The organism is Fictibacillus sp. BK138 (assembly GCF_004216955.1).
Taxonomy (GTDB): Bacteria; Bacillota; Bacilli; order Bacillales; family Fictibacillaceae; genus Fictibacillus.
Window position 1 is genome coordinate 3,043,033 of the sequence record NZ_SGXL01000001.1, and the last position, 23,764, is coordinate 3,066,796.

Sequence of the window (23,764 nt, forward strand, 5' to 3'; positions counted from 1 at the left end):
TTAAGGAGGATTACAATGGTTCCAAAAATATATGTTATCCACGAAAATAGTGAATGGACTGCGCCATTATTTCAGCGCTTTGAAGAATTAGGTTTACCTTATGAAGACTGGCACATGTCAAAAGGGCATATTGATTTAACAAAAGCTCCTCCCGAAGGCGTTTTTTATAATCGGATGAGTGCTTCTTCTCATACTCGAGGCCACCGTTATGCCCCTGAGTATACTTCTGTTGTATTGGCCTGGCTTGAAAGCTACGGCAGAAAAGTATTCAATAACAGCCGAGCATTACAGCTTGAGATCAGTAAAGTAAATCAATACAGTGCTTTGAAAGCCTTTGATATTCCTGTACCTCGTACGATTGCAGCTTATGGAAAAGAAGAACTTTCAACGGCCGCAGCACATTTCGATGGTCCTTTTATTACAAAGCATAACAGAGCGGGAAAAGGGCTTGGCGTACAATTATTTCAAACCAAAGCCGCTCTCGAAACTTATGTGAACAGTGAAACTTTTGATGAGTCCATAGATGGGATAACGCTTCTTCAGGATTACATTGAGGCACCTGAACCGTATATCGTCCGCTGCGAATTTATAGGCGGGAAATTTCTATATGCGGTAAAAGTGGACACATCAGAAGGGTTTGAACTTTGTCCAGCAGATGCTTGTCAGATTGGAGATCAATTTTGTCCAATCACCGAACAGCCTGAAGAACCCGAACCAAAGTTCAAGATTCTAGAAGACTTTACTCTTCCTTACCAATCAAACATTGAAGCATTCTTAAAAGCCAACGGCATCACATTCGCCGGTATTGAAATCATTACCGATAAATCCGGAAACGTGTATGCGTATGATGTAAATACGAACACGAATTACAACCGTGAAGCTGAAGAGAAAGCCGGCATATTTGGCATGAAAGCCATCGCAAAGTTTTTAGGAAAAGAATTAAATCAATAAATACAAAACGAAGGTGAAGAGCTTCAAGAGCTCCTCACCTTTTTTACATAGAATATTTCTGATTGGATGTTTTTAATAAAATCTTCAGTGAATAGTTAATTGAAGCGTAAGGACGAGACTCCAGCAGGATGAGTGGGACAGGTGAGACCATTCCCATTGACGCACAGCGGCGAATGCGCTAACCGCACACTCTGCGGAAAGGGAGTCCTGAAGCGGAAATTAACCTCTTTCAAAGACTGCAAAGTATACGAAAACAGCTTTTATGTATGATCAACAACCTCTGGCGTTTGATTCAAGCTTTCCCATAAATAATAGGTTATGTAGGTTCTCCATGGTTTCCAATCTTCAGCTAACTGTCTCACTTCATCTTCAGACGGCTGATTTTCAAGATTCCAGACGTTACGAACAGCATTCCTTAAACCGATGTCTGCTGCAGGAAGAATGTCTGGTCTCCCCATTCCGAAGATCAACAGACACTCGATCGTCCACTTCCCTATCCCTCTGATTGGAAGCAGGATCTTAAAAATTTCCTCATCCGATTTATTCCACAAAGCTTCTAAATCCAGTTTGCCATCAGTTATCATTCGTGCAAGGTCTATAATATATTCTGCTTTCCGCTGGCTGAACTGAAGCTCGCGCATATCGTCATAAGTTAATTTCGCCGTACTTTCAGGAGAAGGAAAGATTTGAAAGACATTCCCTTCTACTTCTATCTCTTTCCCTGCAAGTTTGATCAGCCGTTCTGTTAATGTACCTGCAAACGTTAAGTTTACCTGCTGGCCGATTATAATTTTAATTATCGCTTCAAAAAGATCGGTTTCGGTTAAAAGCTTCAAGCCCTTAAAACGGTTAAGCACTGAACCTAATTCATGGTGCCCAGAAAAATGTTCATATAGTGGTGAAAGGTCTAATTCTGTAGAGAACAGCTGTTGAATTTTCATCTTTGCATTTGATTCTGAAACTTTTCCGTCTATCGGTATGACCTGACAAGAAAGAAGCGGTTTCTCAAGAGAACCTTCTGATTTGATTTTTAAATAGCAAGATACATTTTCGATATGTACAATTTTTTCATACTGCGTAAAATCCTCAGAGAGTTTTAACACATGCGTCTTTCCCGTGACTGTTAAACGCTTCATCATTTTTTGAAAATCAAATGGCGGCTTAGGTGAAATCGTAAAATTCATACTTCTCTCCATCTCCTCTAAGACTTTCTAGGCTATTTGTTTGTATCTTCTTGTTCTCTTTGATCCGATCCCGTTTTTTCATTACTATCTTTTAAATAAGGGTTATCTTCGAGTTTGTCTACCGTATGTTTGTATGAATAACCTTTTGTTATCGCAGCTGCAAATATAATGATTACAAACACGATGATCACGAGTGAAATAAGTATTGAAATCGTTAGCGTGCTCATGAGTGCTCCTTTTTCAAATAATTGACTTAATACTTGTATGATAGCATATTCTGCTAAAAAAAAAGCAGCCTAAGCCATGGAGATGACTATAGACTGCTTGTAGGTTTTAAAGTTTTTCTTCGTATTTTTCATGCATGATTAAACGGTTAACATCAAATCGTTCTGTAGGTTTCGCTGGTCCGTCTGCGTAACCTAAGGTGATCATCATTACAGGAATGAATCGTTCAGGAATACCCAGTGCAGGCAAGATGGCTTCGTGATCAAACCCTGTCATCGGACATGAATCAATGCCTAGCGCTTTTGCCGCGAGCATAAGCTGCATCGCTCCAAGTGAAGCGTTCTTAAGAGCTTCTCTCTCCCCTAATGGACGGCCTTGGGAATAGGCGCTTTTAATATTCTTAAGCAAGATGTTTCGCGCTTCTTCAGGTGCTTTTTCAAATACTTCTGAAGCCACTTTATCCGCTTCCGTGTCGCCTAGGACGATTACAACTGCCGATGCATCAAGAACATGCTTCTGATTGTAGGCAATCGGAAACAATTTTTCTTTCTGTTCTTGAGAAGTTACAACAATAAAGCGCCAGTGCTGAAGATTCCATGCAGATGGAGCTTTCCCTGCCATCTCTAAAATTTTATGAATAGTCTCGTTAGGGATCTCTTTATCCTTTTGATAAAGTCTAACGGATGCTCTTTCTTCCATAACTTTAAATGTTTCGTTCATTCTTTCTCCACTCCCTTAAAACAATAAAAGGTGTCTAAATTTCAGACACCTTTTTATATAATTCCTCTTAGAACGGTTCGTTATCAGTGTAAAATTTATGCGTTTCTTTTAGCAGATGCTAATTCTTTTGCTAATTCTGATGCAGTCTCTCTAGCCGCATCAAGAATATCTTCAGCACGATCTGGTGCTGCTGCCATTCCTTCTGTGTATACATGATGGTAATCTGTGATTCCGATAAATGCCATTACCCCTTGAAGGTAGCCATTTGTAAATTCAAAGCTTTGAGCAGGTCCTTCAGAATATACTCCGCCTCGAGATTGAATGTGTACAGCCGTCTTTTCACCAAGGAGTCCTTGCGGGCCGTTTTCTGTGTATTTAAATGTCTTTCCAGCCATTACAACGTTATCGATATATGCCTTAAGCATTGGCGGATAGCTCAAGTTCCACATAGGGGTGTTGAAAACGTACATATCAGCTGAAAGGAATTGCTCTAAAATCTCACTCATTCGAGCCGTTTTTTCTACTTGTGATGGAGATAGCTCAAGACCAGCAGCTAACTTACCCCAAGCGTCTAAAACATCTGCATCGATTAACGGAATATTTTCTTCATAAAGATTAACTGTTTCAATTTCAACCTTTTCATTTTGATTAGAAAGTTCATTTAAAAAATGACGCCCTAAGCGAAGTCCGAATGATTGATCTAATGGTTTTGGATTTGAATTGATGTAAAGTACTTTCATAAGTAGTTCTCTCCTTTGAGTTAAATGCTTTATTTGTATTTAAAGTAAACGTTCAGAAGTTAACTTCCCTTTAGTAAGTTAATTCTTTTTATATCTTAAAAGCTTTACTTACTTTTGTCAAGCGATGAACTTTTATTTATTATCAAAACCTTAGTTAGTAATAAATTCCAATAAAAAACGCTCTCCAGTTTTAAACCAGAGAGCGAAAAGGGGAGCATAGTTAAAAAGAGCTTGTACCTTTAAAAAAGTTATATTCTTCGAGGCCGTCAAAGCATTGCAGGCGGTCCCCTATTGTTAATCCAAAGTCAATATAAGCATGACTTTTAGCAGTTAATAAGTTTTTGTCTTCTACGATCTGTTTAGATACATAAGTCCCATTCAGCCAGTTTGACGTTTTTGCAAATTCTTCTTCACGTAACGAAACCGTATACGATCTTTCGTTAAGGATGCCAGCCCTTCCTAAAATGGCAGCTCCGTTACCGATCGCTGCTATCTTGATTCCCTCGCGATCAAATACTTGCAGAAGGTGAAGAAGTCTTGGATTACCTTGAGTAAAAGCTTGTTTTCCTCCAGGGATAATCAGCATCTCATAATCCATAGGACTTATATTTTTCATTTTGATCGTTGGCTGCATCATTAATCCGCATTCACTAGTAACTGTACCTGGTAAAAGCGAAAAAGGGAGCACTTCGTATTTCTTACCTATAATAGATAAAGTTGTCATGATCTCCACTTCTCTAAATTGCGGATATAAATAGACAAGTACTTTCTTTTTCACACCATTCACCCGTTCCTGTTACCATTTTCCCCGTCTTTCGTTTGAAAGTGGGTGTAATCTTATTTTAACAGGGAGTGGGCTAGCTTTGTATTGGGAAAATTGAAGGAGAACATGTGCTTTCTTTTTAGTATAAAACAAGCAGTTTTCCCAACTTATGATGGTATAAAGTCTCCGGAAACCATCAATTCGCTTCATAAAGAACATCTGAATGTCTGTTTGCATGCAATACTTTTCGGTTAGTAAATGCAATGAAAAATGAAAGTAAAAACATAGCACTGACGAGCATGTAAGTCGGGCGAATCCCGTACTCCTCAGCAAACCAGCCTAAAACTAGAGTCGCGATTCCGAATGTACCATATACAAGTGTTCCATGTGACGCATATACTTTAGCGAGCTGTTTATCTCTATACGTTTGCTGAATGAGCGTATTTTGCGAAACATCCCGAGCCATCTGAGGAAATCCGAAAATAAACGATACCAACAATGCTGCCCATGCAGATGAAGTGAGCCCAAACCATACATTTAAACCAAGCAAACATAAGGTCGAAATCATTATAACCGCTCCTAAATGCGGTTCCATTCTTTTCGAGAATCTGTAGACAACAATACCCGCAACCATCATACCTGCAAAAAACGCAGCATTAATATATCCCCACCACTCTTCGCCTTTACCAATAGCTGTATCCACATACACATATAAAATAGCTGCGATCCATACCCCATGACCAAAATTCTCTAATACATCCATTAAAGTAAGTGTTCTCAGCTTTTTTGATCGGAAAATAAGATGCCAGCCTTCACGAATGGTGTTCCATTTAGAGTTACTATTTTGTTCCTTGTTCACTTCTTTTTCTTTAATTTGTATTTGGGCCGTTAAAACAGAAGAGATAAAAAACAGTCCAAACGTTAGCCATAGCATATTCTGTTCTCCCCAGACCACTAGTAGAATACTTCCCAACGGCCAAGAAAGCAGCATCGATGTCTGATTTGTAATACTAATGAAACTGTTTGCTTTTACAAGCTCTTCTTCTTTAACCAAGTCCGGAATCATAGAACGGCGTGCTGGACTTCCGATTCCTTCAAGCACTGAGATAATGATTATTAATATGTATAAAAGGCTATAAGTAAATGGTGTATCTATTCCATAGCTGGCTAGAAAACATAGTAACAGCAAAAGGATAGTCTTAGCGGCTAATGTTACAATCAGCAATGCAGATCTTCTATACTTTTCTATGAATAGCGGAGCAATAAACCCTGACACCAATAAGGACATCGTTTTCGCAAAAGGAATCAATGCCATATGCAGAACAGATCCCGTTTCTTTATAGACAAGAGTAATCAAACAGATGATATAAAGAATATCCCCTAAATTCCCTAATGCTTGACCGCTCCATAAAAAATGAAATGAACGTTTTGCTTTAATCACTGATGGGCACCATCCTTATTATGGTAATAGCTTATTTAATAATAGCATACGAAAAATGGGGATGTTGTAATAACCGATCGTAAATCTCAATAACCGGTAGTAAATCTAATTAACCGCTCGTAAATCTCAATAACCGCTCGTAATTCTTGATAACCGCTCGTAATTCTTAATAACCGCTCGTAAATCTCAATAACCGCTCGTAAATCTCAATAACCGCTCGTAAATCTTAATAACCGCTCGTAATTCTTAATAACCGCTCGTAATTCTTAATAACCGCTCGTAATTCTTAATAACCGCTCGTAATTCTTAATAACCGCTCGTAAATCTTAATAGCCGCTCGTAAATCTCAATAACCACTCTTCCAGCAAGTAAAAATCTTGCTGGATAAGCAAAAGAACTGACCCACAATCCTCGTAGGTCAGCCCTAAATCCCGCTTATTTATGCCCTTTTCCTTTTGTAAGATGGCATGCAACACCTTTTCCTAGTGCTCCTGGTTTTGACATTCGTTCTATATAGTCCAGACCTCTTGCACATTGGGTTTTGCAGGCAATGCACGTTTCACTTGTAACCATCTTTAGTGTGTGCTGATATTTATTAAATGAGCTATCATATTTATTAACTTTCTTTTTCGTATTTTTTTTCGCCATTATTAAGCCCTCCCCCTGAATCCTAAATCATTGTATGTAGGAGGGTGGGCTTTTGACATAAACAAAATAAAAAAAACTACCCGATGTACAGGTAGTCCTCGTCAAATTCCAGCTTAAAATCTACAGCGTTATGGACAGCAAGCGAATAAATATAATCACTGTCAAACTTATCGTAGGACAGCAAAAACTCATGCAATGGCATATTGTACTTGTTCCATACCACTTCCATGAGCCACTTCCGGCTGATCTCAAAATACTCGCCATTATAGCGGTTAACCTTAATGGTATTGCCTACATACATCCATAACACTCCCTTTCAAAGAGGTTAATTATGCATTAGGTCTACACGGTTGTACCTTCATTATAAGTCTTTTGTCAGAAAAGTCAAAATTTTTTTATGTGTCTTCACCGGGTAGATATACGTCTTGTGCAAATAGTGGAAACCCTTTTTACTGCTTTACTGGGAAGACTACAAATAGAATAAAAAAAGTAATAATATTTTTTAAAAATACGCCTCAATTCCTATGACAAAACAACCATATTATGGTAATGTCTAAAAGGTATATTAAAAACGTGTAAAACATTGTTAATCGGGTATAGAATTAAAAGCTGATGATATAGACAAAGGAGTAGTTCGTATTGCGTATCATAAAAGAAAATATTTTAGCATTATGTCTTCTCCTCTCTATCCCTTTGCTAAATATCATCTATCAGGTGCTAAATCACGGGGAACGTGGAGCGAGACAACTTATTACAGCAGTTGATCATCAAATACCTTTTGTAGAAATTTTTGTAGTACCGTATGTGTTATGGTATGCGTTTATCTTTTTAATGTTTGTTTACTTCTGTATATACGACAGAGCTATTTATTACCGGACATTATTGAGTTTCTGTGTAGGCATGCTGGTTTGCTACGTTATTTATTTCTTTTTCCAAACGACAGTTCCCCGTCCAGAACTTATGGGAAATGGGATATTAACGAGTATGGTCAAATATGTATATGGAGCGGATCAACCTTTTAACTGTTTCCCAAGCATTCACGTATTAAGCAGTTATTTAATGATTTTGGGCATACGCCACAGCAAACTTTGGACCATTCGAAAAGATATTATCGTCTCAACCATCGCATACAGTATTATTCTTTCGACTCTTTTTGTTAAACAGCACGTTGTATTGGATGTAGTGGCTGGTGTGTTATTAGGAAGCTTGTTATTCAAGCTGTTCTATTACCTGGAAGCTGAAACAGTGGTTAACTTTTTTAAACGCATGTTTAAAACCAAACTTCAGAGCACGGAAAAAAGTTAATTCAAAAAAGGAACTGCAGCTCGTTTGCGGTTCTTTTTTTTTTGCGGAAAAATACGTATTTTATTTAGTTATGCATAACAAGTAAAAATAAAAAATAGAAATAGAGTGGGAAGGAGTGATAACCATGAGTAATAATCAAAAGGAAACCGAAGATCAGATACGCGCTCAAAACATGCATCAAACTTGTCAGCATCATATGTTTTACCATGTAATTGTTAAGACCAACGATGGACAGCAAACAGAAGGAATTATCACGGATTTAGACAAGAAGAATGTGTATATGCTTGTTCCGCAGGACATGATGCCTGCAGATGAGCAAGAAAGTCCACAATCAGGACCAGGACAAGGAACTGGACAGCAAGCTGCCGGACCTCAGCAGACTATGCAGCAGCAAGGAACTCAACAGCAAAATCAGCGTCAATGGTATGGAAGACCGAGGTATAGGAGATTTTATCGTCAGATTTTTCCGCTGGCAACACTTGCAGCTCTATCACTTTATCCTTACTATCCGCCTTATCCATACCCACCGTATCCATACCCGTACTATCCTTACCCCTATTCATATCCATATCCCTATTATTAAAAATGACCGCCTGAACATTCAGGCGGATTTTTTTATGATTTCGTAAACGAATAATCGGGAAGAGTATTATAGTCGTAAATTTTAAGGAGGTAATATTTTGGCGAATATATTAGTTGTATATTACAGTTCGTATGGACATATTTATGAGATGGCCCTGGCGGCTTCTGAAGGAATTAAGCAAGTAGAGGGTACTGAAGTAAAAGTCGTAAAGGTTCCAGAGTTTGAAGTGACCAAACAATATATGTCGCAGCAGGAAGCTTATGTAAAAGCGCAAGAGGCACAGTCTGACATTCCAGAAGTAACTTTGGATGATTTGAAATGGGCTGATGGAATCGTTTGGGGCATCCCTACTCGTTACGGTATGATGCCAGCACAAATTAAACAGTTATTAGATTCTGCCGGTGGTCTTTGGGCTAATGGTGATCTTGAAGGCAAAGCGACGGCTGTTATTACAAGCTCTAATACGATACACGGCGGACAGGAATCTACGGCAATCACCTCTTTCGTTCCGCTTATGCACTTTGGAATGATCTATGTTGGACTGCCATATGGTGAGAACCCTGAGCAGATGACAGCAGATGGCATCGGTGGTTCCCCGTACGCTGCTTCAACCGTAGCCGGAGCCGATGGAAGCAAAGAACCTGTGGATGCTGAGAAAAAAATGGCTTCTCGTTTAGGAGCACGTGTTGCTAAAGTGGCTAAAGCATTAAAGGGAAATATTTAAATTTGGACAACTTATTAATTCACAAAAAAAGCCTCCCCGAATGATGGGAGGCTTTTCATATTATGCTTTAACGTCATATCCTTGTTCTTCAATTGCTTCACGCATCTCTGATTCAGATACTTTTGATTCATCGACCTCTACATCTACTGTTCCTGTTTCAAGGTGTACAGTAACATTCTTTACTCCTTCAAGTTCTGTTAATGCGTTTGTTACCGCGCTTTTGCAATGTCCACAAGTCATACCTTCTACTTTTATTGTTTTCTTTTCCATCATTTATTCCTCCTGTTTTTTAAAGATCAGCTTTTCGCAAGCTTTGATGTTTTTGAAAGCAGTTGATTTCCGTTACAGGTGCTCGCTTTCCTCGGGGCGGGCGGTGAGCCTCCTGACGCTTTGCGTCTTTAAGAGTCTCACCTGTCCCACTCGTCCCGAAGGAGTCTCGCACCTTGCACTCCAATCAACTTGTCGATGAAGAAAATCTAACAAAATGCTCAAAGTCCAATCCTTTAGAAAAAAACCTTTAGCTAAGTTTTATTCTTTTTAATCGTAATGCATTTGAAACTACGGATACTGAGCTGAACGCCATTGCGGCTCCTGCTACCCAAGGCTCCAGCAATCCGAAGGCTGCAATTGGAATTCCTGCAGTATTATAAAACAACGCCCAGAACAAGTTCTGTCTGATGTTTCTCATCGTTTTTCGACTTAGCTCGATCGCTTTAGGAATATGATTCAAGTCACCGCCGACAAGCGTAACATCTGCGGCTTCAATCGCTACATCAGTCCCAGTTCCGATTGCCATCCCAATATCCGCTGTGGCAAGGGCTGGCGCATCATTGATGCCGTCACCAACCATGGCAACTTTTTTCCCTTGTTCCTGCAGCTCTTTTACTTTGTTCGCTTTTTCTTCTGGAAGTACTTCTGCAAAAACACCCTGTATACCTACTTGTTTTGCGATTGCCTGGGCTGTTCTTCCATTGTCACCCGTGATCATATATACATCAATACCCATATTAAACAAGCTTTTAATCGCTTCTTTAGATGAATCCTTCACCGTATCTGCAACTGCAATGATGCATACAAGTTCACCATCTGCAGCAGCAAGCATTGCTGTTTTCCCTTCAGATTCAAGGTTACTCATGGTTTCTTCATGCTGACCAAAGGAAACAGCTTTTTCTTTCATCAGCTTTCGTGTCCCGACAAGAATGTTTTTCCCATTAACAACAGCTTCAATTCCGTGTCCTGGAATAGCTGAGAAGGATTCTCCATACAGTGATTCAATGCCATTATTCTTTCCGTATTCAACAATAGATTCTGCCAATGGATGCTCCGAATTTTTCTCAGCAGAAATTACTTCAGCGATAAATCCTTCTTTTATTTCAATGACGTCTGTTACTTCTGGTTTCCCTTTGGTAACCGTACCCGTTTTATCTAGAAGGACAGCATTGATCTTGTGTGCTCCTTCCAGGTACTCTCCGCCTTTAAAAAGGATTCCCTGTTCTGCCCCTTTACCTGTTCCGACCATGATGGATGTAGGTGTTGCGAGCCCTAGTGCACAAGGACATGCGATTACTAATATAGCGATAGCAACTTCAAGAGCTTGTGGCAGTTCTCCAGGCGAAACAAAGAAGTACCACACAAGGAAGGCAACGATTGAAATACCGACAACTATCGGTACAAAAATCCCGGAGATATAGTCAGCCATTCTTTGAATGGGTGCTTTAGATCCTTGGGCTTCTTCTACGATTTTAATAATCCCTGCAAGTGCTGTCTCTTTTCCTACCTTCTCAGCTTCCATTCGAAGTGTTCCATTTTTATTGATCGTTGAGCCTATGACCGAATCACCCTCTGCTTTTTCAACAGGGAGGGATTCCCCGGTAATCATACTTTCATCCACAGATGAGTTTCCTGAAATCACCTTGCCGTCGACGGGAATCTTTTCGCCTGGTTTTACGATCAATGTATCACCAGCAGCCACTTGGTCCAAAGGTATCTTAACTTCTTGGCCATCCCGGATAATAGTGGCTTCCTTTGCTTGAAGATTTAATAGTTTTGAAATGGCTTCTGTCGTCCGCCCTTTAGCAAGTGTCTCAAAATATTTGCCTACTAGAATCAATGTGATGAGCACCGCACTCGTTTCAAAATATAACTGCGGCATATATCCAGGGTTTCCGATCGTCTTAAATGCTTCAGCAACACTATAAAAGAATGCGGCTGATGTACCTAACGCGACGAGCACATCCATATTGGCACTCTTATTACGAAGCGCACGATATGCCCCAACATAGAATTGACCGCCAATATAAAACTGTACAATAGATGCAAGCACTAATTGAAACCATGGATTCATTAAGAGATGAGGCATCGGGAGCCCTGTATCCCACGGCATGTGAGCCAACATGGTATAAAGAAGCGGAAGCGATAAAACAATAGAAAGGAACAGTTTTCTTTTCTTAGAAGAGATTTCTTCTTCTTTCTTTGATTTTTTTGTTTCTCTGTCTTGCTTAATCGACCCTTTAAATCCCAGCTTCTCAATTTTCAATAACATATCTTCTATTGATACAACAGCAGGATTATACTCCACCGTACCCGTTTCACCTGTCAGGTTAACTGAAGCTTTAGAGATACCTTCCATCCGGTTGAGACTTTTTTCAATCCTAGTTGAGCAAGCTGCACATGTCATACCTGAAATATCAAGCTCCACCTTATCCTTTGTGACTCCATACCCGAGCTTTTCAATTTTCTGTTCGATATCTGCGAGTGTTGTTACATCTGGATCATATTTTACTGCGGCTTTTTCCATAGCCAAGTTAACGTTAGCGTCAACACCATCCATCTTGTTTAATACTTTTTCGATTCGAACGGCACATGCTGAACATGTCATTCCGGTTATGTCTAAATTCGTTTCTTTTTGGCTCATGATCTTCACCAGCCTTTTTAAGATTTGGAAAACTGTTTAATCACTTTCATCAGTTCATCGATTGATGCTTCACCGTCACCTGACTTAATCGCATCAGCCACACAATGGTGGGTATGGTTCTCCATCAGTTGAAAGCCTACCCTTTTTAATCCTGCTGTAACCGCAGAGATCTGAACAAGAACATCGATACAATAACGATCATCCTCGATCATCTTTTGCAGTCCGCGAACCTGGCCTTCAATCTTTTTTAAACGGTTGTTTAAGTCCTGTTTGTCACTTTCACAACGATGTGTTATTTTATCCATTTTCATCATCCTTCCCTGCAGGGATGCTTTCTTAATTAGAATATACTATACCCCCCTATAGTATGCAAATAATTTGTTTATGATCTTCTTTTTTTCACAATTACATATATACCAATGGCTGCTACCACGCCTAAAATAATCTTCCCTTCCGTATTCCATTCTGTAACGTTATAAACAGAATAAGCTTCTAACAGCAACGCAGGAACTTTCCCGATTGAACTGGCAGCAACGAATACATATGCCGACACCGCACCGATCGCTCCAGCAAATGTCACAAGACCAGAAGGAACAAATGGAAGCAGACGTAACGAAAAGATCAGGATGAATGCTTCCCTTCCCTTTGCTTCTAATAGCCTAACCACCCGGGGGTACCCCTCTAGCTTCTGTCTTGAAACTTTTTTAAATCCTTTTCTATATAAAAGAAATGAAATGGCTGCACCTGCTGTTTCCCCTATAAACGATATGAGGGTACCGTTCCAGAAGCCAAAGAAAAGAAGATTAGCAGCGGTTAAAAAAACAGATGGCACAATCCCTAATATTGCGATGATCACATTTAATAAAATGGAAACAGGTATTGCCCATTCCCTATATTCTTTGAAAAATGTAAGTAGCGTTTCAGACATGTAAGAAGTCCTCCTAATAAACTTTCCCTTATACCCATTAATCGTACTAAAAAAGCCACGCAAATGCATGGCTTGAATTTTTGAATGATGATCCTCGGGATGGTGTAAGTTGTTAATCTCCGTTTCAGCTGCTCGCTTTCCGGGGGGCGTGCGGTGAGCCTCCTCTGCGCTTTGCGCCGTTAGGAGTCTCACCTGCCCCGCTGATCCCCCAGGAGTCACGCACCTTACACTCCTATTAACTTATCAATGAAGAAAGGTAACCAACAATATTAGAATGTCTCATTACAAAAGCAATCATTTATTCCTGTTATGAAGCAAGACCGTTAAGCTGATCAGTGTAACAAGGATGGTTGCTCCCATATCGGATAGGATAGCGATCCATAACGTCAGCCAGCCTGGGATTGTCAAAAGAAGAGCAAACAATTTCAACCCGAGTGAGAGACCAATGTTCCACTTGATGACTGTGTTTACTTTGCGAGATACCTCTACCGCATCAGGCAGTTTGCCTAAGTGATCCTGCATGAGCACGATATCAGCTGTTTCGATAGCGCTGTCCGTTCCTTTACCCATTGCGATCCCAAGATCCGCTGTAGCTAGTGCCGGTGCATCGTTAATTCCATCTCCGATCATGGCTACTTTATATTTTCCTTTTAATTCTTTTACCTTTTTTACCTTTTCTTCAGGCAGAAGCCCTCCAAAGAAAGAAGATACTCCTGTCTTCTTTGCTACTTTTTCTGCAACTAAAGGATGATCTCCTGTCAGCATAACCGTTTCTTTGATACCCTTTCTATGAAGATCACGAATGATGTCAGTACTTTCTTTGCGTATTTCATCAGCGATCGCGAAAACGCCTAATACCTCTCTATCCTTTGCTACAAGGACAATCGTATTGCCCTCTTTTTTAAACTTTCCAATCACTTTTGAAGTTTCTTCATCTGTATCCGTATCACCAATTAATTTTTCATTGCCCAATCGGTACGTAACACCATCTATGATTGCAGAAATACCTTGACCTGATACCGTTTTAATCTCATCGACCTCGACTTCTTCAGTACCAAGTTCTTCACAGCGCTTTATAACAGCTTTTGCTAAAGGATGTGACGAAGACTTTTCTATGGCGTATGCGACTTTATAGAAGTCAGGATGAAATAATGAGTCTGCCACAACATGTGGCTCACCTAAAGTTAACGTCCCCGTCTTATCAAAGGCGATGACGTCAATCTTGGAGAGCTGTTCTAAATATGCTCCGCCTTTGATCAGAATACCGTTTCGGGCGTTCACTGTAATCCCTGATAGAATAGCGATAGGAGAGGATAAAATCAGGGCACATGGACATCCGACGATCAATACAGCTAACCCCTGATAAAACCATTCACCCCATGCACCATTAAATAACAGTGGCGGAATCAGCATCACAAGTGCTGAAATAATCATGACTGCCGGTGTATAGTAGTTCGCAAACCGATTGATAAACAATTCAGTAGGGGTCTTGGATTCTTGCGCTTCCTGGACTAAAGCAAGAATTTTAGAAAGAGCGGATTGCTTATAGGTTTTCGTTACCTTAACATGAAGAATTCCTTCATTGTTGATGCTTCCGCCAAAGACTGGTTCTCCGTTTTCTTTTTCAACAGGCAGGGACTCTCCGGTAATCGCTGCTTCGTTTACAGAGCTTTTACCATGAACAACAACGCCATCAGAAGGAATCTTCTGACCTGTTTTTACAAGGACAATGTCGTCCACATTCAATTCTTCTATTGAGATGACTTCAGTCTTTCCGTCCTTTAATAAAACAGCTTCCTTAGGAGCGACTTTCAGAAGAGTTTCCATAGACTTGCGCGCTTTTTCCATACCGTATGATTCAAGCAGTTCATTGATACCAAACAGGATCGCTACAAGCGCAGCTTCTCTCCACTCTCCAATAGCGACTGCACCTATTAAAGCGACAGTCATCAAAGTATTAATATCAAATTTTAATTTTGTTAAGTTACGAAGTCCCTTCATGAATGTTGGATATCCAGAGAGAATCGTCGCAATCCCATAAAAGACTATAGATAAAGCCGGCTGGTCCGTATACCATTCAGCTGTTAGGGCAGCGATAAAAGCTGCAGCTGAAACATACAGTAAGATCATCAGCCAGTTCGGACCTTTTGGTTTGCCATCTGCTTCAAAACGAACTTTTTCCGATGCAAGAATTTTACGAACAGCATTTATATCGATTTCTTCATCTAAAAGAATTTTACTTGAATTAAATTGAACTTGTGCCTCATGTCCGCCTGGAAGCTGCTGAATTTGTTCCTGCAGTTTCATTGCACAATGACCGCATGATAAGCCGGTAATCTTATGTTCCTTCATCTGGTGTCCCTCCTCTCTCTAGTCGTGTCTTGCGTGATGAATCGATTGATTTAAGAGAGTCATCACATGCTCATCATCTATCGAATAAAAAAGAGTTGTTCCTGCACGTCTGAATTTTACAAGCCGTAAGTTTTTTAGAAAACGCAACTGATGCGAGACCGTCGACTGCATAAGTGACAGTTCATCTGCTATTTCTGAAACATTACATTCCTTTTCTCCTAATAAGTGAAGAATCCGAATCCTTGTCGGATCTGAGAGTGCTTTAAAAGTTTGCGATACAATAAATAGTGTTTCCTCATCAAGTTGTTCATATTTTTCGTTGTTTTCTATCATGAACAGGCACCCCCAGATATTGTTCTTTATTTATTATATGAATATATGCTCATATATGTTACTGCAAGTGTAACGTAAATATAGAAAACATGCAAAAAAAAGCTGGAATCTTCCAGCTTTACTAGGACAAACTCTCTTCTGTTCTTTGTAACTTTTGTTTCTTCCCATAGGTTAACGAGCGCCAAAACCATTCAAGCGGTCCCATTTTATAGTTTCTCAGCCACCATTTTGAAAAAAGAACCTGCAAACTGAAGATGATGATCGTAAATAAAACCCCGGTTAACGGACCGTATTCTCCATAAAGACCGAGTCCATAACTGTAAAAAATGAAGGTAGAGACGATCGACTGGGTCAGATAATTCGTGAAAGCCATCCTCCCCGTAATCCGGAACATGTTAAACAAACGTTTAAACTTGCCGCTTCTATAGAGCAGGACAATCGAACATATATAAAAAATGCTCATCATTACTCCGCCAAATTCATAGCCCCACGACATGGCTGTATCATACCGCCAGTCTTCCCCTTTAAAAGGAAAGAAGAGAACGGCGAAGATTTTGCTGCCTGGCCCCAATACAAGAGTCAGTCCCCAAAGCTTCCATAAAGTCTTATTTTTAAAGTGCCGCCTCTTGGCAGCATAAGCGCCAAACAAAAACATAGGTAGAATACCGAACAAAAAGAACAAGAAATATTGGTTAAGATCCGTCCATTCACGAATCCTTTCTGTCATAATTTCTGAATATGTACCTTCGCTATAGATCTGAATAGACTTCTGTATCTCATTTTCATGCTGAACGTCTAATGAATCCTGATAGCTTAAAGCCGCACCGCTCGTCCAGTACTCATACGTCAGAACCGACATGAACAAACTGTAAGCGGTAATCATAATCAAACCTGTGACTAGCAGTGCTTTCCTCGGTAACCTATAGAACAAAAGCATGATTATTCCAACTATGGCATACGTAACAAGAATATCCCCGTACCAAAAAAAGAGAACATGAACGACACCAAACAATAGCAGTACGAACTGTCTTCTCAGGAAAACCGGTAAAAAACTTCTGTTGTTTGCCTTTGCTCTTTCAGACATCAGGATCATCCCAAAGCCAAACAAGAACGAAAACATTGTTATAAAATTTCCCTGAACGAAAAATTCAAGAAGGACGTTCGTCCAAATGTTATAAGGCTGATCGAAGTATTCATAGCTTAATGCTCTTATGGGTGAATCTGGTCCTGAAAACGACTTCATATTTACGAGCAGAATACCGAAAATGGCAATTCCCCTCATGATATCCAGCGATTCAATTCTTTGCGATTCTCCAACTGGCGACCACTTCATATTTCAATCATCTCAAAAAAATTTTTCATGATTCCACTCCCTTTGGTTTATTTTACCTCAAATAGGCAAAAAAGTTAGAATACGAATCAATTTTTGCTATTCTAGAAAGAACAGATAATGAGAATTGGGAAGGATGAAACCTGTTTTGAAAAAATACACCTTAACGATTGTTTCAGCAGTTTCCATTGCGGCAAGTCTTTTATGGTTGTTTGGTCTTGGCTGGACACTGCAAGATCAATTTACAGCAAACGAAAAATTCGAACAGCCGAAAGAAAAAACAGAGTCAGCCACTTCAAAGAATGAAGACGGTAAGCTCACCATTTTCGCTCTGGGGGATTCATTGACACGCGGAACGGGCGATGCAGATGGAAAAGGCTACACAGGGTATTTATCAGACCTTTTAAAGAAGAAATCAGAACAGGATATTAATCTATTTAACACTGCTATTAAAGGAGAAACATCTCGAGGTCTTCTGAAACAGATCCAGCAAAGCGAGATTCAAAGACAGGCCAAACAAGCGGATGTAATCGTGATGACGATCGGCGGGAACGATCTGTTTCAGCAAGGAGCTGCCCTTGAATCCTTAGATATGAACGCTATCAACGGCAAGAAGCAAATTTACTTAAGAAATGTAAACAACATCTACAAACAGCTCAGAGAATTAAATCAAGATGCTGTCATCTATCATGTAGGACTCTACAACCCTTTCAGCAATCTTTCGGATGCCAAAACGACTTCATCTGTTGTGAGAGACTGGAATTTCCAAACGGCCGCAGCAGCTGCCGAGTTTGAAAATATTGTGTATGTACCAACGTTTGACCTTTTTCAGCTGCAGGTTGAAAACTACCTATACTCTGATCAGTTCCACCCTAATACAGAAGGTTATAAGTTAATCGCAGAACGTGTAGCCTCGCTGATCACTTTTGAACAGGAGGAAGATGAATCATGAGTGATATTCCCGCATTAGAAGTTGAAAATCTGACAAAAAAAATTAAACGGAAACTGATCATTAAAGGTGTCTCTTTTACCCTTTATCCTGGTGAGGTATTCGGGTTCCTGGGACCGAACGGTGCTGGCAAAACGACCACGATCCGTATGATCGTCGGGTTGATTTCTCCTACTTCAGGAACGATAAAAATTGGCGGTAAAAACGTTCGTACCGAGTTTACAGAAGCGATGCGGCATCTTGGCTGTATTGTTGAGAACCCTGAACTCTACCCTTATTTAACAGGTTGGGAAAACTTAGAGCACTTTGCAAAAATGGATGCATCTATTCCAAAAAGCAGACTGCAGGAAGTTGTTGCACTGGTTGGTTTATCAAACCGGATTCATGACCGAGTCAGCACGTATTCTCTTGGTATGAGACAGCGCTTAGGAATCGCGCAGGCTCTTTTAGGAAAACCGAAAGTACTCATATTGGACGAGCCGACGAATGGTCTTGACCCCGCTGGTATACGCGAGATGCGTGAGTTCATCCGAACGCTTGCGAGAGAAGAAAACTTAAGTGTACTAGTCTCTTCCCACTTGCTGAGCGAAATCCAGCTCATGTGTGATCGAGTCGCGATCATTTTAAAAGGGGCCGTTATACGGACGGACTCTGTGCAAAACCTTTTAGCAGAACAAGAGAGAGTCATCTGGAAAGCCGAGCCGCTTTCTCTTGCAAAAGAAATTTTAGAGAAAGAAACAGAGATACAGGAAGGTCTGGACGGTACACTGATCACTCTTTATGACGAACCTCTTCTGCCTGAATGGAATGAAAAACTTGTACAGGCTGGTGTGAAAGTAAAAGAAATGAGAACGCAGCTTCCTTCTCTTGAAGATCTGTTCTTAGAAGTGACTGGAGGCGAAAGTATTGATTAATCTTGTACGCAACGAAATGCTAAAGCTTTTGCGTAAAAAAAGACTATATGTCATCATTCTCATCATTGCGTTTCTTGTACCTCTTTTTACATATGCTCAGTTTAAAGAAATCCAGGACCAGCGTGAAAAGATGGGGAATCAGGACTGGCGCACAGTCCTTCAGCAGGAGATTACAGATACACAAAACAGACTCAGCTCCAGCCGAATTCAAGATGAATGGCGGAAATATTTAAAGATCCGATTATCTCAGCAGCAATATTATCTTGAGAACGATATCGATCCGCGTGCACCAGGAGCACCAACCTTTATGCGTATTTTCGTAGAGAACTCGATCGATCTTTTGCTGCCGCTTCTAGTCATGGTAATCGTTGCTGACCTCGTTTCTTCTGAAGCCAGCGGAGGCACGATTAAGCTGCTACTAACAAGACCCGTAAAAAGGTGGCGCATCCTACTAAGCAAGTACTTAGCCATGATGCTGTCTATATCTTTTATCGTATTGTCAGTGGCTGTGCTGTCTTATGGGATATCCGGATTGGTCTTCGGATACGGCGGCTGGAATATGCCGCTCTTAACAGGGTTTGCGGTTTCAGGTGATGAATTGCTTACAGAAAATGTACACATTGTACCTCAGTGGCAATATATCCTGATGGAGTTCGGACTAGTATGGTATGTATGTGTCATCGTAGGCACATTAACTTTCATGCTGTCAGTATTACTGCGAAGCACCGCCGCTGTAATGGGCATCATGCTCGCTTCACTCATCGCAGGAGCTATATTGGTCAATATGGTTTCCTCATGGGAAAGTGCAAAATACTTTTTCATGGTAAACCTGAATCTCACAAACTATGTAAGCGGAATGGCTACTCCGATCGAGGGTATGTCATTAGGATTCTCGATGGCAGTCCTAGCCGTTTGGGGGATTGCCGGTTTCATCATCGCTTTCGTTACGTTTTCAAAACGGGATATCTATTAATAAAATGAAAAAAGGAAACGGATTTCAGCTCCGTTTCCTTTTTTGAATGTCAATGCAATTATACGGTACGTGTTCTTTTATTTATTACACGTTCGCTCAGAATTTGTGAGTTTCGCTCAAAAACACCGAGCTGCGCTCAAAATATTCTTGCTACGCTCAAACTACCCTTAGTTTCGCTCATAATCTTCCTTCTCCGCTCAAAGTCCCTCTTGAAGCATCCATTATCAGACATCAACCACTTTTAAACACGGGAAAATTCACGAAAACAGTCTAAATCCAATAGTTTTGAACTAAATTTTAAAGTGCTTGATCATTTCTGTTAATGCTGTGGAAGCATCATTTAATTCCTCTGCCGACTGTGACACGGTTGCAAGTGCGCGGACTTGTTCTTCCGATGAGGCACTTACTTCTTCACTGGCTGCCGCAGATTGTTCAGCTACAGCAGCTATGCTTTGGATAGAAGCTACTACTTCCTCTTTATAGTTATTGATGATTTCAACTTCACTAGTAATCTGCTGAATCGATTTTACCATCTGATCCATCGTATCTGCGATCTCATCAAATGCACGCTCTGTATCCGTTACAGTGCTGTTCTGATCTTCTGCGATCCGCTTTGTTTGTTCCATTTCCTTCACGGCACGAACAGACTCTGCACCGATACCTGTAATAGTTTTTCTTACTTTGTCTGCTGCAATCGATGACTGTTCAGCTAGTTTACGAACTTCATCGGCAACCACTGCAAAACCTCTTCCGCTTTCACCTGCTCGTGCTGCTTCAATACTTGCATTCAACGCAAGAAGGTTCGTTTGCTCCGAGATCTCTGTAATGGATTGAATGACCTGCTCGATCTCTGCTACTTTTCCAGCTAATCCTGAGATTACTTCTTCTATATTTTGCAGAACTTCATTGCTCTCACCGGTTTTCTCACGGAGGACGTGCATTTGTGATAGTCCATTCTTGTTTGCTGTTTCTGCTAGAATCGAAAGACGAGCCATCATCTCAGCCTGTTCGTTTACCTTTTCGATCTGTGAAGAAAGATCCAGAGTTCTGCGGTTTGTTTCATCTGCATCTTCTGCTTGCGTTGTTGCACCTGAAGCAATTTCAGCAACCGCTCTTGAAACTTCTTCACTCGCTGCGATCGTTTCTTCGGAAACTGCACTTAAATTTGAAGTCGATTCATTTACCGTAACAACGGACTGGCTGACAGATGAAATCAGTCCTCTCATGTTCTCAACCATGGCATTAAAATGGTGAGTAAGTGTTCCTACTTCATCTTTGGATTTTGCTTCTACTGATACAGTCAGATCTCCTTCTGCTACAAGCTGAACCTGTTTTTGCAGATTGCGAATAGGATTCGATATGCTTTTAGCGAGGAAATATGTAACTACAAGAGCAATTACCACTGCTATAGAAGCAAAGATCAATATCATGTTAAAAAGCTGCTGAGCATCTTTTAACAGTTCATCTGTCTCATACACAAACCCCAGCTTCCACCCTGTATTTCCAATCGTCGTATAATAAAGCTCACGGTCTGCACCTTTGTATTCGTATGAAATATTTCCTTTTTCATTCTTATACATCGCTTTCACAAACGATTCTTTACTCAGATCTTTTCCTTGCTGATTAGGGTGAACGAGTGCCATTCCTTTTGGATCAAGCAGGACTGGATAACCGTTATAGCTTACTTTTGTTTGGTTGATCATGCCAGAAAGCCCAGCAAGACTCAAGTCTAAACCAACTACTCCAAGAATATCTTTTGTCTCAGGGTCTAAAACTGGTTTTGCTACTGTAACTACATATTCACCTGAGCTGGCATCTTCATATGGTTCAGTCCACATAATCTTCTCAGGTGACTGGACAGCAGCCTGATACCATGGACGTCCAGTGGGATCAAACCCCTCAGGAAGTTCAAGTACCGGTGATGTTTTAAATTGTTTAGTCTCAGCTCCAACGTATAGAACTGCTACATTTTTGTTCAACTCTAAAAAGTGTTCAAAATCCTGATCGACAATTGGCCAAGATTCATTTAATCCTTTTGCTTCATCCTGTTTCAAAGTCTTCAAGTAGTCAATTAACCTGCTGTCTTGACTATAACGGTCTACCGTATTTCCATACGAATCTAAATACAGCTCAGTCGAAGATTTTACGTCATTCGCTAAACCAGCAGCTTGCTCTTGAACATTGCCTGCGATCTGCTGTTTCGTCTGAAAATAAGAAAATAACGATGCTGATATTAAAGCGATTGCTACAAGAACACTGACAGAAAGCATAATTTTGGTTTGTATCTTTTTAAACAACTGTTTAACCCCCATTCTATATCTCTGCTAAATATCGACATTTTTTTACAGAACTTTTATAGAATCGGGCAAAACCAGTACTTTGGAATTACTTTTAAATAAAAAGTATCTAATATTAGCACTTTGTACCTAGTTACACTTTGCAGTAAATCTTCTTTTTCACGTTAAGGTTCTTTTTTTAAACGGTAATATAACTTTTATAGAAATTTCGACAACACGATCTCTAGACCCATAAAAAAAGACCTGCATAGGGTATTTCCCCATGCAAGTCTGTTTGTTAGGCCTCACTGTTAGAAGGCTCTGGAGTATTTTCTTTTGCTGCTCGTTCCTCAGCGATTTTTTTCTTCTTCCAAGTCCCTAGTCCTAAAACAACCACAATCAACAGAATCTCAAAGCCATACTTGATGAATCCATTCTCAAAATAAGGCTTCATGAATTTTTCGCCGACGATCATCTTAGAAGCTGTCCAAGCAAGAACACCTGCACCGATTGTAATGATAAAAGGGAATTTATCAATCAGTTTAAGGAAAAGTGTACTTCCCCAAACTACGATCGGCACAGAGATCAATAATCCGATGACAACAAGCAGGAAGTCACCATGTGCTGCACCGGCTACGGCAAGCACGTTATCAAGACCCATAACAGCGTCAGCGATAATAATCGTTTTGATAGCCGCAAACACACTGTTTTGTGCTTCAATATCATGATCTTTTTCTTCGATCATCAACTTATAAGCAATATATAAAAGGATTAGTCCGCCGCCAAGCAGCAAGCCTGGAATTTTCAATAGCCACACAACAGCAAGCGTTGCTGCTGCACGAATCACGATGGCACCTACTGTACCCCAAATGATTACTTTTTTCTGATTTTCTTTCGGTAAATTTCTAGCTGCTAAACCTATAACAATTGCATTATCACCTGCCAGAACTAAGTCAATAATGACAATTGCAAGCAAGGCTGACCAAAAATCCGGTGCAAATAATTCCATTCAATAAATCCTCCCTGTTAAACATCTGTATAATAGTATACCCCATGATTTTGTAAAAAGATAATCAATTCACATTCTAAAAAAAGGCTGTCCTAACACCTCTATTGCCCTTACAGGCTTATCCACTTTTTCATATATATAATGAAAGGGGGTGTTTTTTCATGTGCTGTTCTGGATGTTCTGTTACGTGTAAAAAATGTATTATATTTTGTGGCGTCCCTTTATTTTGCCGGGATGTAAATCCTTGTTGCTGTCCAATTTACCCAACGCCATCTACACCTTCAACCTCTCCTTTTGTTCTTTGTTGCCGATCCAATTGCTGCTCTAGACCAACAAGAAGGTCCTCATCCTGCTGTAATTCCTAGGATGGTTTATAAAGAAATTCAATTACGACTTTAATTCATACGTGCAAATGAACGTTTTGTTTCAAAATAAGCGTTCTTTTTTTTGATTACGGGAATAATGCAGGATAGAATGATACGCCGTAACCGTGGAGGCATGC

The 23,764-nt window shown here is 40.2% G+C and carries 24 protein-coding genes; 7 read left to right on the forward strand and 17 right to left on the reverse strand.

Going from position 1 to position 23,764, the window contains the following annotated elements:
• The first annotated feature begins 15 nt into the window (after window positions 1-15).
• Window positions 16-951 (forward strand): ATP-grasp domain-containing protein, encoded by a 936-nt coding sequence (locus tag EV282_RS15350; RefSeq protein ID WP_130296632.1) that lies wholly within the window; start codon window positions 16-18, stop codon window positions 949-951.
• A gap of 260 nt (window positions 952-1,211) precedes the next feature.
• Here EV282_RS15350 and EV282_RS15355 read toward each other — a convergent pair whose 3' ends face one another.
• The 8 genes from EV282_RS15355 to EV282_RS15390 all read right to left on the reverse strand — a co-directional run bounded on the left by EV282_RS15355 (window position 1,212) and on the right by EV282_RS15390 (window position 6,973).
• Window positions 1,212-2,135: a DNA-3-methyladenine glycosylase family protein gene (locus EV282_RS15355; protein ID WP_165389487.1), complete on the reverse strand. Its 924-nt coding sequence runs from the start codon at window positions 2,133-2,135 to the stop codon at window positions 1,212-1,214.
• 32 nt (window positions 2,136-2,167) lie between these two features.
• Window positions 2,168-2,362, reverse strand: coding sequence for a YtzI protein (gene ytzI / locus EV282_RS15360; RefSeq protein ID WP_130296634.1), 195 nt, complete (start codon window positions 2,360-2,362; stop codon window positions 2,168-2,170).
• A 106-nt stretch (window positions 2,363-2,468) separates the two neighbouring features.
• Window positions 2,469-3,080, reverse strand: a complete 612-nt coding sequence (locus EV282_RS15365; RefSeq protein WP_130296635.1) for a nitroreductase family protein — start codon at window positions 3,078-3,080, stop codon at window positions 2,469-2,471.
• A gap of 95 nt (window positions 3,081-3,175) precedes the next feature.
• The gene (locus EV282_RS15370) at window positions 3,176-3,820 is read right to left on the reverse strand and encodes an FMN-dependent NADH-azoreductase (RefSeq protein ID WP_130296636.1); all 645 of its coding nucleotides are present in this window, start codon (window positions 3,818-3,820) and stop codon (window positions 3,176-3,178) included.
• A gap of 220 nt (window positions 3,821-4,040) precedes the next feature.
• Window positions 4,041-4,598 (reverse strand): DJ-1/PfpI family protein, encoded by a 558-nt coding sequence (locus tag EV282_RS15375; protein ID WP_165389488.1) that lies wholly within the window; start codon window positions 4,596-4,598, stop codon window positions 4,041-4,043.
• A 181-nt stretch (window positions 4,599-4,779) separates the two neighbouring features.
• On the reverse strand, window positions 4,780-6,024 hold the full coding sequence (locus EV282_RS15380) for an MFS transporter (RefSeq protein ID WP_130296638.1): 1,245 nt from the start codon (window positions 6,022-6,024) through the stop codon (window positions 4,780-4,782).
• 435 nt (window positions 6,025-6,459) lie between these two features.
• A complete protein-coding gene (locus tag EV282_RS15385; RefSeq protein ID WP_130296639.1) occupies window positions 6,460-6,672 on the reverse strand; it encodes a hypothetical protein in 213 nt (70 codons plus the stop codon).
• 76 nt (window positions 6,673-6,748) lie between these two features.
• Window positions 6,749-6,973 carry a hypothetical protein gene (locus tag EV282_RS15390; protein ID WP_130296640.1) on the reverse strand — a complete coding sequence of 75 codons (225 nt, stop codon included), beginning with the start codon at window positions 6,971-6,973 and terminating at the stop codon, window positions 6,749-6,751.
• Between the two features lie 338 nt (window positions 6,974-7,311).
• Here EV282_RS15390 and EV282_RS15395 point away from each other — a divergent pair, with 338 nt between their 5' ends.
• The 3 genes from EV282_RS15395 (at window position 7,312) to wrbA (ending at window position 9,284) form a co-directional block, all read left to right on the forward strand.
• On the forward strand, window positions 7,312-7,977 hold the full coding sequence (locus tag EV282_RS15395; protein WP_130296641.1) for a phosphatase PAP2 family protein: 666 nt from the start codon (window positions 7,312-7,314) through the stop codon (window positions 7,975-7,977).
• 124 nt (window positions 7,978-8,101) lie between these two features.
• Entirely contained in the window at window positions 8,102-8,560 is a 459-nt protein-coding gene (locus tag EV282_RS15400; RefSeq protein ID WP_130296642.1) for a hypothetical protein, read from the forward strand.
• A gap of 97 nt (window positions 8,561-8,657) precedes the next feature.
• Window positions 8,658-9,284 carry an NAD(P)H:quinone oxidoreductase gene (gene wrbA, locus EV282_RS15405; protein ID WP_130296643.1) on the forward strand — a complete coding sequence of 209 codons (627 nt, stop codon included), beginning with the start codon at window positions 8,658-8,660 and terminating at the stop codon, window positions 9,282-9,284.
• Window positions 9,285-9,344: 60 nt separating this feature from the next.
• Here wrbA and copZ read toward each other — a convergent pair whose 3' ends face one another.
• The 7 genes from copZ to EV282_RS15440 form a co-directional block, all read right to left on the reverse strand.
• A complete protein-coding gene (gene copZ / locus EV282_RS15410) occupies window positions 9,345-9,554 on the reverse strand; it encodes a copper chaperone CopZ (RefSeq protein WP_130296644.1) in 210 nt (69 codons plus the stop codon).
• Between the two features lie 247 nt (window positions 9,555-9,801).
• On the reverse strand, window positions 9,802-12,198 hold the full coding sequence (locus EV282_RS15415) for a heavy metal translocating P-type ATPase (protein ID WP_130296645.1): 2,397 nt from the start codon (window positions 12,196-12,198) through the stop codon (window positions 9,802-9,804).
• Between the two features lie 17 nt (window positions 12,199-12,215).
• Window positions 12,216-12,503, reverse strand: a complete 288-nt coding sequence (locus EV282_RS15420; RefSeq protein ID WP_278043780.1) for a metal-sensing transcriptional repressor — start codon at window positions 12,501-12,503, stop codon at window positions 12,216-12,218.
• Window positions 12,504-12,580: 77 nt separating this feature from the next.
• Entirely contained in the window at window positions 12,581-13,126 is a 546-nt protein-coding gene (locus EV282_RS15425) for a TVP38/TMEM64 family protein (protein ID WP_130296647.1), read from the reverse strand.
• A 294-nt stretch (window positions 13,127-13,420) separates the two neighbouring features.
• Window positions 13,421-15,478: a heavy metal translocating P-type ATPase gene (locus EV282_RS15430; protein ID WP_130296648.1), complete on the reverse strand. Its 2,058-nt coding sequence runs from the start codon at window positions 15,476-15,478 to the stop codon at window positions 13,421-13,423.
• 18 nt (window positions 15,479-15,496) lie between these two features.
• Window positions 15,497-15,811, reverse strand: a complete 315-nt coding sequence (locus tag EV282_RS15435; protein WP_130296649.1) for an ArsR/SmtB family transcription factor — start codon at window positions 15,809-15,811, stop codon at window positions 15,497-15,499.
• A 121-nt stretch (window positions 15,812-15,932) separates the two neighbouring features.
• Window positions 15,933-17,144, reverse strand: coding sequence for a DUF418 domain-containing protein (locus EV282_RS15440; RefSeq protein WP_130296650.1), 1,212 nt, complete (start codon window positions 17,142-17,144; stop codon window positions 15,933-15,935).
• Between the two features lie 145 nt (window positions 17,145-17,289).
• Here EV282_RS15440 and EV282_RS15445 point away from each other — a divergent pair, with 145 nt between their 5' ends.
• From EV282_RS15445 to EV282_RS15455, 3 genes are read left to right on the forward strand one after another with little or no spacing between them, the layout of a single operon-like run.
• Window positions 17,290-18,093 carry a GDSL-type esterase/lipase family protein gene (locus EV282_RS15445; protein WP_130296651.1) on the forward strand — a complete coding sequence of 268 codons (804 nt, stop codon included), beginning with the start codon at window positions 17,290-17,292 and terminating at the stop codon, window positions 18,091-18,093.
• Complete coding sequence (locus tag EV282_RS15450; protein ID WP_130296652.1) at window positions 18,090-19,004, forward strand: ABC transporter ATP-binding protein; 915 nt, start codon at window positions 18,090-18,092, stop codon at window positions 19,002-19,004. The genes EV282_RS15445 and EV282_RS15450 overlap by 4 nt, the downstream gene beginning before the upstream one ends.
• On the forward strand, window positions 18,997-19,977 hold the full coding sequence (locus EV282_RS15455) for an ABC transporter permease (RefSeq protein ID WP_130296653.1): 981 nt from the start codon (window positions 18,997-18,999) through the stop codon (window positions 19,975-19,977). Before EV282_RS15450 ends, EV282_RS15455 begins: the two co-directional genes overlap by 8 nt.
• Window positions 19,978-20,267: 290 nt before the next feature.
• On the opposite strand, the gene EV282_RS15460 is transcribed toward EV282_RS15455, so the two are convergent.
• Complete coding sequence (locus tag EV282_RS15460) at window positions 20,268-22,274, reverse strand: methyl-accepting chemotaxis protein (protein WP_165389489.1); 2,007 nt, start codon at window positions 22,272-22,274, stop codon at window positions 20,268-20,270.
• A 277-nt stretch (window positions 22,275-22,551) separates the two neighbouring features.
• On the reverse strand, window positions 22,552-23,262 hold the full coding sequence (locus EV282_RS15465; protein ID WP_130296655.1) for a TerC family protein: 711 nt from the start codon (window positions 23,260-23,262) through the stop codon (window positions 22,552-22,554).
• Window positions 23,263-23,764 lie beyond the last annotated feature (502 nt).

Excerpts from the sequence above, each read along its gene's own strand:
- EV282_RS15420 (WP_278043780.1), bottom strand. The coding sequence starts at position 12,503 with ATGGATAAAATAACACATCGTTGTGAAAGTGACAAACAGGACTTAAAC.
- EV282_RS15450 (WP_130296652.1), top strand. The coding sequence starts at position 18,090 with ATGAGTGATATTCCCGCATTAGAAGTTGAAAATCTGACAAAAAAAATT.
- EV282_RS15465 (WP_130296655.1), bottom strand. The coding sequence starts at position 23,262 with ATGGAATTATTTGCACCGGATTTTTGGTCAGCCTTGCTTGCAATTGTC.
- EV282_RS15415 (WP_130296645.1), bottom strand. The coding sequence starts at position 12,198 with ATGAGCCAAAAAGAAACGAATTTAGACATAACCGGAATGACATGTTCA.
- EV282_RS15440 (WP_130296650.1), bottom strand. The coding sequence starts at position 17,144 with ATGAAGTGGTCGCCAGTTGGAGAATCGCAAAGAATTGAATCGCTGGAT.
- EV282_RS15385 (WP_130296639.1), bottom strand. The coding sequence starts at position 6,672 with ATGGCGAAAAAAAATACGAAAAAGAAAGTTAATAAATATGATAGCTCA.
- EV282_RS15390 (WP_130296640.1), bottom strand. The coding sequence starts at position 6,973 with ATGTATGTAGGCAATACCATTAAGGTTAACCGCTATAATGGCGAGTAT.
- EV282_RS15365 (WP_130296635.1), bottom strand. The coding sequence starts at position 3,080 with ATGAACGAAACATTTAAAGTTATGGAAGAAAGAGCATCCGTTAGACTT.
- EV282_RS15350 (WP_130296632.1), top strand. The coding sequence starts at position 16 with ATGGTTCCAAAAATATATGTTATCCACGAAAATAGTGAATGGACTGCG.
- EV282_RS15430 (WP_130296648.1), bottom strand. The coding sequence starts at position 15,478 with ATGAAGGAACATAAGATTACCGGCTTATCATGCGGTCATTGTGCAATG.
- copZ (WP_130296644.1), bottom strand. The coding sequence starts at position 9,554 with ATGGAAAAGAAAACAATAAAAGTAGAAGGTATGACTTGTGGACATTGC.
- EV282_RS15425 (WP_130296647.1), bottom strand. The coding sequence starts at position 13,126 with ATGTCTGAAACGCTACTTACATTTTTCAAAGAATATAGGGAATGGGCA.
- EV282_RS15435 (WP_130296649.1), bottom strand. The coding sequence starts at position 15,811 with ATGATAGAAAACAACGAAAAATATGAACAACTTGATGAGGAAACACTA.
- ytzI (WP_130296634.1), bottom strand. The coding sequence starts at position 2,362 with ATGAGCACGCTAACGATTTCAATACTTATTTCACTCGTGATCATCGTG.
- EV282_RS15400 (WP_130296642.1), top strand. The coding sequence starts at position 8,102 with ATGAGTAATAATCAAAAGGAAACCGAAGATCAGATACGCGCTCAAAAC.
- EV282_RS15355 (WP_165389487.1), bottom strand. The coding sequence starts at position 2,135 with ATGAATTTTACGATTTCACCTAAGCCGCCATTTGATTTTCAAAAAATG.
- EV282_RS15370 (WP_130296636.1), bottom strand. The coding sequence starts at position 3,820 with ATGAAAGTACTTTACATCAATTCAAATCCAAAACCATTAGATCAATCA.